Here is a 15,370-nt window from a genome sequence, read left to right as displayed (position 1 = left end):
GATACCACCATTGAGGGCAGCATCGCGACGTGCCGCAGTTCCGCGATGCGAATGCAGGACCTGCGCGTGTGCTAGGCCCGCCGCCGTGACCCGCCTCGTGCGCACGTTCATGGCCGATACCGGCGAGGTGGAGGACCTGCTGCGCCCCCGCGACGACATCGTGGCCGAGGCGCCCGCTGCCACGCTCGACGGCAGCCACCGCTTCGAGCTGGCAGAGGGACCGTTCACCAGCTACTCGCGGCTGGTGGAGCTCTCGCCGGCTGCGGCGCAAGAGGCCAGCCGCACACACGGCACTGCGGGCGGCGTCGCACCGCGCTATCGGGTCACCGAGACGGTCGAGTGGCACCTGGCGGTGCCGTGGTTCGGCCCGCTCTTCAATGTCGCCGTCCGGCGAGCGATGCGCACGGGACGCAGCGGCGACGGCACCCAGCCCGTCTGGGCACCCCCACGGCGATTCACCCCACGAGCCGCCACCGTCATGGCCATGCTCGCTGCGGCAGCGATGCTGAGCGGATACCTGGCGAACGCGCCCTCGGAGCTGCACACCTACGCCGCAGACGAATTCGGTGCCGATCAAGCCGCGCAGGGAGTGCTCGGCGCCGTGGTACGCATCGGGACGCTGCTCGCGATCGGCGTGTCCGTGCTGGCAGACCGGCACGGCCGTCGACGCGTCGTCGCCGGCGCCATGGTTGTCGGCATCACCGCCGCCGCGCTCGCAGCGCTGGCGCCGAACATGGTGTGGCTGGGCGCGTTCCTGCTGATCGGACGCACGGCGAACGCGGCGCTCGGGGCCACGGTCGTCGTGATGGCACTGGAGGAGATTCCTGCCGGCTGCAGGGCGTGGTGCCTGTCGGTGCTGGCCATGTCGGCTGCGCTCGGCGCCGGCGTGGTGGTGTGGCTGCAGCCGGTGTCGGATCTCGCCCCGTGGGCCTGGCGCCTGCTGTTCGCCTTCCCGCTTGTGGCACTGGCGGCCGCTCGCCCACTGCTCCGGCGGCTGCCGGAGAGTCGACGGTTCGAGCGGCGGGGCCGGGACGTTGCATTGCGCGGCTACTGGCGGCCGATTGCGCTGCTGGGTGCCATCTACCTGGCATTCGGCTTGTTCCTCGGCCCGATCGACTGGTTCCGCAACGAGTACCTGCGTGACGAGCACGGTTTCAGCGCCGCCCTGGTGTCGCTCTTCGTGCTGGGCACTGCGACGCCTGCCGGCCTCGCTGTCTACGCCGCAGGAAGACTCGCCGACTCCCGCGGGCGTCGCATCATCCTCGCCGTCGCCTCGGTGCTCGGGCTCGGCTCGCTGGTGGCACTGTTCAACGTGTCCGGCGCCGCGCTGTGGCTCGCCGGCCTCATCGGTGCGATGCTGTCGGCAGGACTGCTGCCAGCGCTCGGGGTGTACCGCGGCGAGCTGTTCCCCACCGCCCTGCGAGCGCGCGCCGCGACCATCACCGGTGCCATGGGCGTCGTCGGCGCTGCCATCGGCGTACTCGTAGCGGGCCGGCTGCGCACGGCATGGGGCAGCTTCGGCGACGTGATCGCGCTGCTGTGGGCGGGACCGCTGCTGGCGGCCGCTGTCGCTGTGTTGTGGCTTACCGAGCGCAGCGGGCAAGAGCTCGAAGAGCTGCACCCCGCCGATGCCGCGGCAGATTCCGAGGGCTCATGGTCGCAAGGCCTCTGAACGATGCAGCTGAGACCGCACCGGGACATGATGGGGTTGCGATGCGCAGCGCCGAAGCACTCCTGCTGACGCCAGGCGCCGGTGGCGGCGCGGACCACCGCACGCTCGTCGATATCGACAATGCGCTGTCCGGCCGCCTCCCGGTGCGCCGGCACGACTTCGCCTACCGACGAGCCGGGCGGCGGACACCGCCGCGCGCCCCCAGCGTCGTCGCCGAACTGGTGGGCGACCTGCCCCTGATCGCCGCCGAGCTTGGCGTGTCGCCGGGCGGCCTGGTGATCGGCGGCCGATCGTTCGGCGGCCGTGTCTGCTCGATGGCGGTGGCCGACGGTGCCCGCGCCGCGGGGCTGGTGCTGCTCAGCTACCCGCTGCACCCGCCGGATCGGCCCGAGCGCCTCCGCACCGAGCACTTCTCCCGGGTCAGCGCGCCGTGCCTGTTCGTCTCGGGCACGCGTGACCCCTTTGCCACACCCGACGAGCTGGGCGAGCACACCCAGGCCATCAGGGGTCCGGTCACACTCAGGTTCATCGACGGTGCCCGGCACGATCCCAGCTCGGCCGCAGCACGCCGGGCGGTCGTCGAACACGTCGGCGACTGGCTTGACGCGCTCGGAGCGTGAGCGCAGCCGCAGGCCGAGACCAGCTTCAGCTGTCGATCCGATCGACGATCATCTTGGCGATCTCCAGACTCGAAGTGGCCGCGGGACTCGGGGCGTTCAGGACGTGGGTGGTGCGGCCGGCGACCGTGACGGCGAAGTCGTCCTCGAGCTCGCCGGCGGGATCCATGGCCTGGGCACGCACGCCGGCGGGCGACGGCACGAGATCTTCGGCTTCGATGTCGGGCACCAGCCGCTGCAGCGCCCGGGTGAACGCCGCCTTGTTCAGCGAACGCCATACCTCGCCCGCTCCGGTGCGCCAATAGCGACGGGCGAGGCGCCACAGGCCGCGGTTGGTGACGTGCTCACGCAGCTGTGCCCTGCTGACATCGCTCCAGCGGTAGCCCTCCCGGGCCAGCGCTAGCACCGCGTTCGGGCCGGCGTGGATGGTGCCGTCGATCATCCGGGTCAGGTGCACCCCGAGGAACGGGAAGCTGGGATCGGGAACCGGGTAGATCAGGTTGTTGACGAGGTGCGAGCGCTCGGGCGCCAGCTCGTAGTACTCGCCGCGGAATGGGACTATCCGGTAACCGCTCGCCGCGCCTGCGAGTTCCGCCACCTGGTCGCACCGCAGTCCCGCACAGTTCACGAGCCATGTCGCCTCGAGGTCGCCAGAGGTGGTGGTGATCCGGACGCGGTCCGCGGCCGGTGCGAGCCCGACCACCGCGGTGCCCGTCCGCAGTTCGCCTCCGGCAGCGGTGATCTCGTCGACGAGCGCGCGGCACACTGCGCTGTAGTCGACAATCCCGGTGCTGGGGATGAACAACGCCCCCACGCCCGCGCAATAGGGCTCGAGCTCAGCGAGGCGACGGCCGTCGATCAACGCTGCGGGGACACCGTTGCTGGCCGCACGCTCGGCGAGCGATGCCAGCCGCTCCTGCTCGGAGCTGTCGACCGCCACGATGACCTTGCCGCACACTTCATGTGCAATGCCTCGCTTCCGGCAGTATTCGACCATCGAGCTGCGCCCGGCGACCGCCAGCGAGGCCTTGGCCGACCCCGGCCGGTAGTACACGCCTGAGTGCAGCACGCCGGAGTTGCGACCGGTCTGGTGCAGCGCTGGCCGCTCCTCGGCCTCGCAGATCACCACCCGGCGGCCCGGATGATCCGCCAGATACCTCTGGGCTGTGGCCAAGCCGATGATGCCCGCACCCACGACGGCCAGATCGGCACGTGCCGACGGGGTCGAGGCGCTGGTCACTGGGGCGAAGCTATCCGGGCGTCTGGCATGAATTCTCGACACCAGTCAAACGGGCAGGCTCATCTCTCCGTGCATCCTCTAGGGTCGGCGGCAATGAATGACAATCGCAGGCTCCGCAGCGATCGAGGTCGCATCGGCGGTCCAGATCTCAGCCGTCAGGCGCCTGATCGCAACCTGGCACTCGAACTGGTGCGCACCACTGAGGCGGCGGCAATGGCCGCTTCACGCTGGATGGGTCGCGGCGACAAAGACGGCGCTGACGGCGCCGCCGTGGACGCCATGCGGGTGGTGCTGTCCACCGTGCCCATGGACGGCATCGTGGTGATCGGCGAGGGCGAGAAAGACGAAGCGCCGATGCTGTTCAACGGCGAACTGATCGGCGACGGCACCGGTGCGTTGACCGATGTCGCTGTGGACCCGATCGACGGCACCACGCTGACGTCGCTCGGCAGGGGCAATGCCATAGCGGTGATCGCCGTCTCGCCGCGCGGCACCATGCTGGACCCCGGCCCATGCGTCTACATGGAGAAGATCGCGGTCGGACCCGACGCCAAAGGCGTGGTGGACCTGAACCGGTCGCCCGCGGAGAACCTGCGGGCAATCGCGGAGGCCACCGGTCAGGGACTGCGCGACCTCACCGCCGTGGTGCTCGACCGCGACCGCCACGCCGAGCTGATCGGGGAGATCCGCGAAACCGGCGCTCGCATCAGGCTCATTCCCGACGGCGATGTCGCCGGTGCCATATCCGCAGCCGCAAGCGACTCGACTGACGTGCTCTTCGGCATCGGCGGCACGCCCGAAGGCATCATCTCGGCGGCCGCGCTGAAGTGCCTCGGCGGCGAGCTGCAGGGCCGCCTGTGGCCCCGCAACGACCATGAGCGACAAGCAGCCACCGCCGCCGGCTACGACCTCGACCGGGTGCTGCACATCGACGACCTGGTCCAATCCGATGACGTCTTCTTTGCTGCCACCGGCATCACCGACGGCGAATTGCTGCACGGCGTGAAGTTCACGGCGCATCGCGCCACCACCGACTCGCTCGTGATGCGCTCCCGCAGCGGCACCGTGCGCCACATCAAGGCCACGCACGACATCGACAAGCTCAGCGCGTACGCCGCGGTGGACTTCACCTGAGCCATGCCGGCCTCCGAGAACATTTCCGCGCCCGATGACCTGGAAGAAGGCCCGGTCGGCAACGACCTCGAAGAGGGCACAGCCGCCCGCATCGACTTCGGCAAGGTGGCCCAGATCGGCCGCGATGGCCACCAGGTAGTGCCCGTCGTGCTGCAGGACGCCGACAGCGGCGACGTGCTGTTCATCGGCTACGCCAACGACGAGGCTTTGCGGCTCACGTTCGAACGACGCAGCGCTGTGCTCTATTCCACGTCCCGCAACGAGATCTGGCACAAGGGCGCTACCTCGGGCGACACCCTGTCACTCGTCGACGTGCGTGTGAATTGTGAGCAGAACTCGCTGCTGTACCGGGTACGGCGCGACGCCGGCGGCGCGTGCCACACCCGCGACGCCAACGGTGACTCCCGGCCGGGCTGTTACTACCGGGCCGTCGACAGCCCTACCGAGCTGCGACATCTCCGAGGCTGACAGAGCTGCGCAGGCGCAGCTACTCGTCGAAACTCTCGGGCATCAGCACGAACTCGGGGTACGCCTCGATGCCGAGTTCGCCGGAATCCTGCCCGAGCTGCTCCACCGTCTTCGAGACTCGCAGACCCATCACGAGGTCCAGAACCTTCCAGACGATCAACGAGGCGATGAACACGAAGGCGCCGACCGCCACGATGCCGAGCAGCTGAATGTGGAGCTGGGCGCCCGCTGCGATCGCAGTCGCGAGCGTTCCCCAGATGCCGCAGACGAGGTGGGCGGGGATCGCGCCGACCACATCGTCCACCTTGATGAGCTCGAGACCCTTGATGGCAGCCGTGCAGATGACGCCGCCGATGGCGCCGATGATGATGGCCCACCAGTGCTCGGTGATGTCCGGGCCTGCAGTGATCGACACCAGGCCGGCAATGGCGCCGTTGAGCCCGGCGAACAGGTCGATGCGCCCGAGCAGGCTGCGGGAGACCGCCAGCGCTGCGACCACGCCGGCGGCAGCAGCCAGATTGGTGTTCACCAGCACGTTGCTCATGGCCACGGCGTCGAGCACGCTGCCGAGCGCGAGCTGCGATCCGCCGTTGAAGCCGAACCAGCCCAGCCACAGGATGAAGACGCCCAGCGTGACGACCAGCACGTTGGACGGCGGCGTGGGCCGGACCGAACCGTCCTTGCGGAACTTGCCGAGCCGGGGGCCGACCACGAGCACACCGGCCAGCGCCGCCCAGTCGCCGGTGCTGTGCACGATCGTCGAGCCGGCAAAATCCTGGAAGCCCTGCTGCGCCAGCCAGCCGCCGCCCCACGTCCAGGCCCCGACGATCGGGTAGATGACGGCAGTCAGGACCAGTGTGAACCCGAAGAAGGACCACATCTTGATGCGCTCGGCGATGGCACCGGACACGACCGAGGCGGCCGTGGCGACGAACACCATCTGGAAGAACCAGTCCGACATCACCGAGTAGCCGTTGGCAGCCACTGCCGCTTCCGCGCTGGCATCGCCGCCGATCAATGCCAGCTCGTCGGCGCTCGGCCCGTAGAGGAATGTGAAGGAGCCCCAGAGGTCGCCGACGTCGACGTACATGAGGTTGTAGCCGACGACGTAGAAGGCCAGACCGGCGACCGAATAGATGCCGATGTTCTTCAGGCAGATCATCGACGCGTTCTTGGTGCGGACGGCGCCGGCTTCGAGCATGGTGAAGCCGGCGGCCATCCACATGATCAGCGCGCCCCACACCAGGAACATGAAGGTGTTGAGGACGAACTGGCCCGTGGGCTCGATCATGAGGAGTCCTTTCAGGGCTGTGTGAGGACTCTCACATGTTTGCAGGCACCGTGCGGGTGCCGTGGCATTGCGCCGAGATCAGGCGGCGCCGGCGACCTCTATGCGCGTCTGCGCCCACGCCAGCGCAGCCTTGGCCTCGTCATCATCGGCATCGGCGGCGACTGCGGCCTGTGCAGCCTCGAGGTCAGCCTGCGCAGCGGAAACGTCGATCTCGTCGGCTGCATATGCAGCGTCGCTGAGGATCGTGACCACGTTGTTGCTGACTTCCACGAAGCCGCGGTTGAGCGCCAGCGTGACAATGCCATCGGATGCCCAGAGCTGGGTCTGGCCGATGTCGAGGGCACCGATGAAGGCGGCGTGCTGATCGAGGAACGCTATGTCGCCGTCGACCGTGCGCGTCACCACCTGGCTGCACTCACCGCTGAACAGAATGGCCTCCGGTGAGACGAGTTCGACCTGCATCAGATCAGCCTCGGGCCGGCGGCGCCGTCAGGCCCCGGCCTGCGCCAGGTCGCGGGCCTTGGCCATCGCCGACTCGGCGTTGCCGACGTTGAGGAACGCCTGCTCGGGCAGGTCGTCCAGGTCGCCGTTGCAGAGCATCTCGAACGATTCGATGGTCTCCGAGACCGGCACGAAGATGCCCGGCAGGCCGGTGAAGACCTCGGCGACGAAGAACGGCTGGCTCAAGAAGCGCTGGATCTTGCGAGCCCGGTCGACGGTGATGCGGTCTTCCTCGGACAGCTCGTCGAGGCCCAGGATGGCGATGATGTCCTGCAGTTCCTTGTAGCGCTGCAGGATCTCCTGGGTGCGCCGTGCCACGTTGTAGTGGCGGTCGCCCACCACCTCGGGGCTGAGGATGGTGGACGTGGAGGCCAGCGGGTCCACGGCCGGGTAGATGCCCAGCGAGGCGATCTGCCGGCTCAGCTCGGTGGTGGCATCGAGGTGGGTGAACGTGGTGAAGGGCGCCGGGTCGGTGTAGTCGTCGGCCGGCACGTACACCGCCTGCAGCGAGGTGATGGAGTGGCCCGATGTGGAGGTGATGCGCTCCTGCAGCTCGCCCATCTCGTCGGCCAGGTTGGGCTGGTAGCCGACCGCCGAGGGCATGCGCCCCAGGAGGGTGGAGACCTCTGAGCCGGCCTGCACGAAGCGGAAGATGTTGTCGACGAACAGCAGCACCTCTTGGCCCTGCACGTCGCGGAAGTACTCGGCCATCGTCAGCGCCGACAGCGCCACACGCAGCCGGACGCCGGGCGGCTCGTCCATCTGCCCGAAGACGAGCGCCGTCTTTTCGAGCACGCCGGATTCCTCCATCTCGAGATAGAGGTCGGTGCCCTCACGGGTTCGCTCCCCCACCCCGGCGAACACCGACACGCCGCCGTGCTGTGACGCGACACGGTTGATCATCTCGGTGATGAGCACCGTCTTGCCCACACCGGCACCGCCGAACAGGCCGATCTTGCCGCCTTCCACGTAGGGCTCGAGCAGGTCGATCACCTTGATGCCCGACTCGAACATCGTGGCCTTCGGCTCGAGCGTGTCGAAGGCGGGCGCCGGACGGTGGATCTCCCAGCGGTCGGCGATGCCCTCGGTGTCGCTGGTGATCTCAGCGCCATCCAGCGGCTGACCGAGCACGTTGAAGATGTGCCCCAGCACCCCGTCACCCACAGGCACAGTGATGCCCTGGCCGGTGTTGACGACGGTCATGCCGCGGGTCAGGCCGTCGGTGGCCTTCATCGACACGATCCGCACGCGGTTGTCGCCGATCTGCTGGGCCACCTCGCCGGTGATCGTGACCGGCTGGCCCTCCAGCTCCACGTGCATCTCCACGGCGGTGTTGATCTCGGGGATCGCACCGGGCGGGAACTCCGCGTCGACAACCGGCCCGGCAATGGCCACCACGCGGCCATCGGCGTGCTCGGCGCTGCCGTCGGTGGTTCTCTCTTCGGTCATCGTCATTGCTGTCACTCCTCGCGCAGAGCGGAGACTGGTTGGATTGCTAACGGCCGCGGAACAGGTCCGCTGTACGGGCTTCGATGGTGTCTGAGAGCAGGTCGACTTCGCCGCCGGCGGTCTGGGCGAGCGCCTCTGCACCGCCGACGATCTCCATGATCTCGGTGGTGATGGCGTCCTGGCGGGCGCGGTTCATGACGCGCGTCAGGTTGGTCTTGAGCTCCTCGGCGTTGTCGGTGGCCGCCTTCATGGCGCGCTGGCGGGCCGCGTGCTCTGACGCCGAGGCTTCGAGCAGCGCCGAGTAGAGCCGCGCCTCCGCGTAACGCGGCAGCAGCCGCTCGAGAATGGCGGCGGGTTCGGGCTCGAACTCGTAGCCGCCATCGGGACCGCCGGCTGAGCCCGCGGTGTCGTCAGCGTCGTCGAACTCGCCGGCGTCGAGCGGCATGAATGGCACGATGGCGACCGACTGATTGCCCATGGAGTGGAACTGGGTGTAGGCCAGCTTGACCCGCTGGCAGCCGTTCTCGAACAGCTCAGTCGCCGCTACGGCAACCTGCTGGGCGTCCGCGTAGCTGGGCTGGTCGCTGAAGCCCTCGAAACCCGCTGCGATGCGGAAGTTGCGGAAGCGGAAGTACCCCAGTGCCTTGCGCCCAGACAGCACCAGCTCGTAGTCGCGGCCTTCCGCTGCGTCGGCGGCGATGGCCCGTTCGGCGGCCCGCAAGACGTTGTTGTTGTAGCCACCGCACAGGCCGCGGTCAGCGGCAATGACAACGTAAGCGACCTTGGAGACCTCAGCGGGTTCACGCAGGAGCGGGTGATCTGCTTCGCCACCAGCGGACGCCAAGTTGGCGATGACGGCCGTCACCTTGTCGCTGTAGGGCCGCGCTGCGCGAACGCGTGCCTGCGCACGGACAATTCGTGATGCCGCGATCAGCTCCATGGCGCGCGTGATCTTCTTGGTGGCATCGATCGACCTGATACGACGCCGAAGAATGCGCTCCTGACCGCTTGCCATCGGTGCTCAGACCCCGCTCAGTCCTCGCTCGCAGCGTCGTCGTCGCCCGAGCCCGTGGCGTCGCCACCGTCCGCGTCGGCCGATGTGGCGAACTGGGCCGTGAAGGCCTCAACGGCAGCCTGCAGCGCTGTCCCGTCGACGTCGCCACTCGAGCGGATGTCGGACATCAATGCGCTGTGCCGTGTACCCATGTACGCGAGCAGCTCGTCCTCGTACCGGTTGACGTCGTCGACGGGGATGCCGTCGACATAGCCGTTGGTGCCGGCATAGATCACGACCACCTGCTCTTCGACCGGCATCGGCGAGTTGAGGCCTTGCTTGAGCAGCTCCACCAGCCGGTAGCCGCGACCGAGCTGAGCTGCGGACACGGCATCGAGCTCGGAGCCGAACGTGGCGAATGCCTCGAGGTCGCGGAACTGGGCGAGGTCGATCTTGAGCGTGCCGGCCACGCTCTTCATGGCCTTGGTCTGCGCAGCGGAACCCACCCGCGACACCGAGATGCCCACATCCACAGCCGGTCGCACGCCGGACTTGAACAGGTCGTCCTGGAGGTAGATCTGGCCGTCAGTGATCGAGATCACGTTGGTCGGGATGTACGCCGAGACATCACCTGCCTTGGTCTCGATGATCGGCAGCGCCGTCAGCGATCCTGCGCCGTTGACATCGGACAGCTTGGCGGCACGCTCGAGCAGCCGGCTGTGAAGGTAGAAGACGTCGCCCGGGTAGGCCTCGCGGCCCGGCGGCCGCCGCAGCAGCAGCGACATCTGGCGGTAGGCCTCGGCCTGCTTGGACAGGTCGTCATAGACGATGAGGGCGTGGTCGCCCGTCTCCATCCAGTGCTGGCCCATGGCGCAGCCGGCATAGGGCGCCAGGTACTTGAACGGGGCAGGGTCAGACGCAGGCGCCGAGACCACCACCGTGTATTCCATCGCGCCCCGCTCGCGAAGCGTGTTGACAACCTGCGCCACCGTCGAGCCCTTCTGCCCGATGGCGACGTAGATGCACTTCACACCTAGGCCTGCCTGATTCAAAATGGTGTCGACCGCCACCGAGGTCTTGCCGGTCTTGCGGTCGCCAATGATCAGTTCCCGCTGTCCTCGGCCAACCGGGGTCATCGAGTCGATGGCCTTGATGCCGGTCTGCAGCGGCTCGTGCACCGGCTTGCGGCCCATCACACCGGGTGCCTGGATCTCCATGCGTCGCTCGACGGCACCGGCGATCTCGCCTTGGCCGTCGATCGGCTCCCCCAGCGCGTTGACCACGCGCCCGAGCACCGCATCGCCCACGGGGACCGACAGGATGCGGCCGGTGGCCCGGACCGCCTGGCCCTCCTCGATGTGCTCGACGCTGCCGAGCACGACGGCGCCGATCGAATCCTCGTCGAGGTTCAGTGCCAGGCCCACGTCCCCGCTCTGGAACTCGAGAATCTCGTTCACTGAGCAGCCGGGCAGGCCCGACACACGGGCGATGCCGTCGCCGACTTCGAGAATGCGTCCGACGGTGCCGGACTCGATCGCCGGGTCGAAGCCTTCGAGGTTCCGGCGAATCGCGGAGGTGATGTCGCCAATATTGATGCTCAAGTCGGTCACGACAGGCGCTCCTTCATCTTGTCGAGCCGGGTGCGGACTGAGCCGTCGAAGACCGTGTCGCCGATCTGAGCGGTCAGTCCTCCGATGATCTCGGGGTCCACCACGACGTGGACGGTCACGTTGCGGCCGCTGGCTCGGCTGAGCGCTCCGGCCACCCGGGCGATTTGCTCCTCGGTGAGCGCGACAGCCGAGCGGACTTCGGCCACCGCCCCTCCTCGCGTAGCCGCCGCCAATGCGAGGGCTTCGTCCGCAATGGCATCGATGTCGCCGCCGCGGCCGGCACCGACCAGCATCGCCACCACGTTGAGGGTGACCGGCGATGCCGTCGACGCGAGCAGGTCCTCGACGATGCCGATGCGACGCGAGGCCGGCACCGAGCGGTCCGACAGCACGCGGCGCAGCTCTTCGTTCCCGGCAGCCGCGCGGCCCACCGCGGACAGCTCTTCGGTCACCCGGTCGAGCACGTCCTCAGCCTGTGCGATGGCCACGACTGCGCTGGCGTACTGATCGGTTCGCTCGCTCATTGGTCGATCCTGGCCTGCGTCATGATCATGAGTTCAACTCCTGTCCCGGTCCGGGGCCTGCTGTTCCTGCTGGAACGGCGCCGGCGGGCGACAGCAGGGAGATTCAGTTCCCTACCCGTTCGATGTAATCCTCGATGAGCTGGGCGTGGGCCGCCTCATCGATGCTGGCGCGCACGACCTGCTCGGCGGCACCCACGGCGATCGATGTGATGTCGGACCGCACCTCGGCCATGGCCCGTTCACGGGCAGCCTCGATATCGGCCTCGGCCTGAGCCCGCCGCTCGGCGATCTCCGGCTCGATGGCCGCGAGCCGTTCCTGTCGGACTGCTTCGGCCGCCGCTCGGGCTTCCTCGATGATGCGCGCCGCTTCGGCATTTGCCTCGGCGATGCGACTGTCATAGGACGCACGCAGCTCCTCGGCCTCGGCCTTGGCGCTCGCCGCAGCGTCCAGGTCGCCCTGGATGCGCTCGGTGCGCGCCTCCATGGCCCGCCTGATCGGCGGCAGCGCGAGCTTCCACATGACGATGAAGAGGAGGAAGAACGCTATTGAACCCCAGACCACCTCGAACCATTCGGGGATGATCGGGTTCGATGCAGTGAGCAGTCCCCCTGCTACAGCGGTGTTCACTGCCGCCTCCTACGCGAAGTTGAGCAGGATGAACACCACGAAACCGATGAGGGCCAGTGCCTCGGTGAACGCGATGCCCAGGAACATGGTCGTGCGGGCCATGCCTGCTGCTTCGGGTTGGCGCGCCATCGCTGTGATGGCATTGCCGACGACCAGACCGATGCCGACGCCGGGGCCGATGGCCGCAAGGCCGTAGCCCAAACCGGCGCCGACAGCCTTGAGGCCGTCGACCGCGTTGTCCGCTTGTGCGAGCAATTCGATCACTCGTCTCTCCTGTTGTTCGGGAACTGTTTGTGGGGATCTGTGGATGTGGCCGCGGCTGCGGCGGTGGGACTAGTGCTCTGGGTGCAGTGCGCCGCCGATGTACACGGCGGTGAGGATCGTGAAGATGAACGCCTGCAGCACCGAGACCAGGATCTCGAAGGCCGTGAGCCCGATCAGCATCAGGAACGGCGCCGGCGTGATGATCACGAGCCAGGTGGGCGTGTCGTCGGTGAGCGCCAGCCAGAACACGGTGTGGGACAGCACAGCGAAGGTCACCAGCAGCAGGTGGCCGGCGAGCATGTTCGCGAAGAGCCGCACCGCCAGCGAGAACGGCTTGACCACGATCGTCGAGATGAACTCGATCGGCAAGACAATGATCAGCAGGGCCTTGGGGACCCCAGGCGGGATGGTGATGTTCTTCAGGTAGCCGAAGAACCCGTGGTTCTTGATGCCGATGGTGTTGTAGATCAGCCACACCAGCACGGCGAGCGTCAGGGGCATGGCCATGCGGGCATTGCCCGGGAAGTGGATGAGGGGGACTATCTCGGTGATGTTCGAGAACAGGATGAAGAAGAACATCGTCAACAAGAACGGCAGGTAACGCAGGCCGTCGGGGCCGATGGTCTGCATGATGATGTTCTCTCGGATGAACTGCACCGAGGTCTCCGCCACGGTCTGGATGCCACGGGGGGCAGTGATGACCTCGGCCTGTGCGTAGCGGCGCTTTGCCATCACGAACATCACCACGGGGGCCACAAAGGCGAAGAGGTAGATGATGCCGACCTTGTTCAGCGCGAACACCGAGTCGTCGAGCCCCGGCAGGATGTTCGGCCACTCCAAGAGGTGCCCGATGTCAGGGAAGGTCAGCGCTAGCAAGTTCACTTCTGCTCCTTGCCGGGACGTTGAAGATCAAGGCCTGGGGCCGCGAGCCGCAGGGAAACATAGCGGATCTCCCACACAAGCAGACCGAGATGGCTCGTGATGATGGTGATTGCGATAGGCACAGGCTCGAAGAAGCTGAGCTGGGCGACGGCGAGCACGACGCCAGCGAGCACCACGAGCCGCGCGACGAAGCCGCCCAGCGTGGCCCCCATGAGCGCGACCGGCGATGTTCGCGCTCCCCACGCCATGAGCGCCGCGGCCGCCGCAAGATTGCCGATCACCAGCAGATAACCGAGAGCCGAGGAGAACGCCCCGCCCATTCCCCAGATGAACCCGCTGGCGACTACCCAGGCGGGAAACACCCACAGGCTTCGCCGCGCCATGTCCAGGGCGATGTCCCATTCCGGGTTGCGTTCGTCGCGTTCGGTGCTCACGCGGATGAGTCGGCGTCGACGTCGAGTGACACTCCCGTCGGCAGCGATGCCGGCTCGTCGAGGTCGCTGTCGCGTTGGATGCCCCGCCGCTCAGATGGCCGGTTCGAGGCCATTTCCTGCTCATGGGCCTGCATTCGCTCGGCGTAGCGGCGCCACTCGACGAACAGCTTCAAGATGAACACCACCAAACCGATACTGAGCATGAACCACGGTGCGGTGCCCAACCAGTAGTCCAGCCCGAACCCTGCCGCTACGAAGAGGCCGAACGTCAACGCAATCTCGATGGCCTTGGCCAAGCCGTCCTCGCTGCCGTCGCTACCGACGGCGCTGCGTGCCATGGGCACAGGCTACGAGCGTCAGCGGTCGTAGGGCGGGTGAGCGGCGCAGAGCTCGGCGACTTCGGAGCGCACTTGGGCAATGGCGGCTTCGTCGTCGGGAGCACGCAGCACGCGGGCGGTGAATTCGGCGATCTGCGCCATCTCGTCCGGCCCCATGCCTTGGGTGGTGACCGACGGGGTGCCCATCCGGAGGCCGCTGGTCACGAACGGCGAGCGGGGATCATCGGGGATCGCGTTGCGGTTCAGCGTGATGCCGGCGGCGTCGAGTGCTTCCTGGGCCACTTTGCCTGTCAGGTCAGCGTCGAAGGTGCGCAGGTCGATCAGCAGCAGGTGGTTATCGGTACCGCCCGAGACCAACCGGAAACCGTGAGTGCCGAGCGCATCGGCCAGTGCCGCAGCGTTGGCGACGATGCGCGCCTGGTAGTCAGCGAACTCAGGACGGGCGGCTTCGGCGAACCCCACCGCCTTGGCCGCGACCGCATGGTCGAGCGGCCCGCCTTGACTGCCGGGGAACACCGCTGAATCGATGCGCTTGGCGTATTCCTGCGTGCACAGGATCGCTCCTCCGCGCGGCCCGCGCATCGTCTTGTGCGTGGTGAACGTGACGATGTCGGCAAACGGGACTGGGTTCGGGTGCACCCCACCCACAATCAGCCCGGCTATGTGGGCCGCGTCGAACATGAACACTGTGCCGGTCTCGTCGCAGATCTCGCGGAACGGCGCCGGGTCGATGCGACGGGGATACGCCGTGGCGCCTGCCACGATCAGCTTGGGCCGGTGCTCACGAGCCAGCTCGGCCATGGCCTCGTAGTCAATGCGCTCGTCGCTGCGAGTGAGTCCGTAGTTGACGAAGTTGTAGAGCTTGCCGCTCGCATTCACCGGCGAACCGTGGGTGAGGTGGCCGCCGTGATCCAGGCTCATGCCCATCACCGTGTCGCCGATGTCGAGCAGCGCCAGATACACCGCGGCGTTGGCCTGCGATCCCGAATGGGGCTGCACGTTCGCATGTTCTGCGCCGAAGAGCGCCTTCACCCGGTCGATGGCGAGCTGCTCGGCGGTGTCGGCGTTGGCATTGCCGCCGTAGTAGCGACGGCGCGGGTAGCCCTCGCTGTACTTGTTGGTGAGCACGCTGCCGGTGGCCGCCATGACCGCGGGCGAGGCGAAGTTCTCCGAGGCAATGAGCTGGATCGTCGTCATCTGGCGCTCGAGCTCGGCTGCCAGCACGGCATCGATCTCGGGATCGCCGATCGGCGCCCAGCTCGCTGCTGTGGGGTGCATTCGGGTCATGAAGCTGTGTCTCCTTGCGGTGCCCGTCGTCGGTGCG

17 protein-coding genes are annotated in these 15,370 nt (G+C 67.5%); 4 read left to right on the top strand and 13 right to left on the bottom strand.

Annotated features, from left to right (window positions below; genetic code table 11):
- Positions 1–85: 85 nt before the first annotated feature.
- Both ACOGI5_RS08265 and ACOGI5_RS08260 read left to right on the top strand, forming a co-directional pair.
- The gene (locus ACOGI5_RS08265; protein ID WP_419863946.1) at positions 86–1,672 is read left to right on the top strand and encodes an MFS transporter; all 1,587 of its coding nucleotides are present in this window, start codon (positions 86–88) and stop codon (positions 1,670–1,672) included.
- Positions 1,673–1,713: 41 nt separating this feature from the next.
- Positions 1,714–2,292, top strand: a complete 579-nt coding sequence (locus ACOGI5_RS08260; RefSeq protein WP_419863945.1) for an alpha/beta family hydrolase — start codon at positions 1,714–1,716, stop codon at positions 2,290–2,292.
- Positions 2,293–2,317: 25 nt separating this feature from the next.
- Here ACOGI5_RS08260 and lhgO read toward each other — a convergent pair whose 3' ends face one another.
- Positions 2,318–3,529 (bottom strand): L-2-hydroxyglutarate oxidase, encoded by a 1,212-nt coding sequence (gene lhgO / locus ACOGI5_RS08255; RefSeq protein ID WP_419863944.1) that lies wholly within the window; start codon positions 3,527–3,529, stop codon positions 2,318–2,320.
- 93 nt (positions 3,530–3,622) lie between these two features.
- On the opposite strand from lhgO, the gene glpX reads away from it, so the two are divergent.
- Positions 3,623–4,663: a class II fructose-bisphosphatase gene (glpX, locus tag ACOGI5_RS08250; protein ID WP_419863943.1), complete on the top strand. Its 1,041-nt coding sequence runs from the start codon at positions 3,623–3,625 to the stop codon at positions 4,661–4,663.
- A 3-nt stretch (positions 4,664–4,666) separates the two neighbouring features.
- Positions 4,667–5,131: a phosphoribosyl-AMP cyclohydrolase gene (locus ACOGI5_RS08245; RefSeq protein ID WP_419863942.1), complete on the top strand. Its 465-nt coding sequence runs from the start codon at positions 4,667–4,669 to the stop codon at positions 5,129–5,131.
- A 19-nt stretch (positions 5,132–5,150) separates the two neighbouring features.
- Here ACOGI5_RS08245 and ACOGI5_RS08240 read toward each other — a convergent pair whose 3' ends face one another.
- The 12 genes from ACOGI5_RS08240 to glyA all read right to left on the bottom strand — a co-directional run bounded on the left by ACOGI5_RS08240 (position 5,151) and on the right by glyA (position 15,324).
- Positions 5,151–6,422, bottom strand: a complete 1,272-nt coding sequence (locus ACOGI5_RS08240; RefSeq protein ID WP_419863941.1) for an ammonium transporter — start codon at positions 6,420–6,422, stop codon at positions 5,151–5,153.
- Positions 6,423–6,500: 78 nt separating this feature from the next.
- A complete protein-coding gene (gene atpC / locus ACOGI5_RS08235) occupies positions 6,501–6,884 on the bottom strand; it encodes an ATP synthase F1 subunit epsilon (RefSeq protein ID WP_419863940.1) in 384 nt (127 codons plus the stop codon).
- A gap of 27 nt (positions 6,885–6,911) precedes the next feature.
- Entirely contained in the window at positions 6,912–8,378 is a 1,467-nt protein-coding gene (gene atpD / locus ACOGI5_RS08230) for a F0F1 ATP synthase subunit beta (RefSeq protein ID WP_419863939.1), read from the bottom strand.
- Between the two features lie 40 nt (positions 8,379–8,418).
- Positions 8,419–9,387: a F0F1 ATP synthase subunit gamma gene (locus tag ACOGI5_RS08225; RefSeq protein ID WP_419863938.1), complete on the bottom strand. Its 969-nt coding sequence runs from the start codon at positions 9,385–9,387 to the stop codon at positions 8,419–8,421.
- Positions 9,388–9,404: 17 nt separating this feature from the next.
- A complete protein-coding gene (gene atpA, locus ACOGI5_RS08220; RefSeq protein WP_419863937.1) occupies positions 9,405–10,976 on the bottom strand; it encodes a F0F1 ATP synthase subunit alpha in 1,572 nt (523 codons plus the stop codon).
- Complete coding sequence (gene atpH / locus ACOGI5_RS08215; RefSeq protein ID WP_419863936.1) at positions 10,973–11,500, bottom strand: ATP synthase F1 subunit delta; 528 nt, start codon at positions 11,498–11,500, stop codon at positions 10,973–10,975. The genes atpA and atpH overlap by 4 nt, the downstream gene beginning before the upstream one ends.
- A 103-nt stretch (positions 11,501–11,603) precedes the next feature.
- Positions 11,604–12,128, bottom strand: coding sequence for a F0F1 ATP synthase subunit B (gene atpF, locus ACOGI5_RS08210; RefSeq protein WP_419863935.1), 525 nt, complete (start codon positions 12,126–12,128; stop codon positions 11,604–11,606).
- A gap of 9 nt (positions 12,129–12,137) precedes the next feature.
- Entirely contained in the window at positions 12,138–12,392 is a 255-nt protein-coding gene (gene atpE, locus ACOGI5_RS08205) for an ATP synthase F0 subunit C (RefSeq protein ID WP_419863934.1), read from the bottom strand.
- Positions 12,393–12,461: 69 nt separating this feature from the next.
- Positions 12,462–13,274, bottom strand: coding sequence for a F0F1 ATP synthase subunit A (atpB, locus tag ACOGI5_RS08200; RefSeq protein WP_419863933.1), 813 nt, complete (start codon positions 13,272–13,274; stop codon positions 12,462–12,464).
- Complete coding sequence (locus tag ACOGI5_RS08195; RefSeq protein ID WP_419863932.1) at positions 13,271–13,708, bottom strand: ATP synthase subunit I; 438 nt, start codon at positions 13,706–13,708, stop codon at positions 13,271–13,273. The genes atpB and ACOGI5_RS08195 overlap by 4 nt, the downstream gene beginning before the upstream one ends.
- The gene (locus tag ACOGI5_RS08190; RefSeq protein WP_419863931.1) at positions 13,705–14,046 is read right to left on the bottom strand and encodes a hypothetical protein; all 342 of its coding nucleotides are present in this window, start codon (positions 14,044–14,046) and stop codon (positions 13,705–13,707) included. Before ACOGI5_RS08190 ends, ACOGI5_RS08195 begins: the two co-directional genes overlap by 4 nt.
- A gap of 18 nt (positions 14,047–14,064) precedes the next feature.
- Positions 14,065–15,324, bottom strand: coding sequence for a serine hydroxymethyltransferase (gene glyA / locus ACOGI5_RS08185; protein ID WP_419865460.1), 1,260 nt, complete (start codon positions 15,322–15,324; stop codon positions 14,065–14,067).
- Positions 15,325–15,370 lie beyond the last annotated feature (46 nt).

It is taken from the genome of Candidatus Poriferisodalis sp. (assembly GCF_965208925.1).
Lineage (GTDB): Bacteria > Actinomycetota > Acidimicrobiia > Acidimicrobiales > Poriferisodalaceae > Poriferisodalis.
This window is presented reverse-complemented; position numbering and strand designations above follow the sequence as displayed.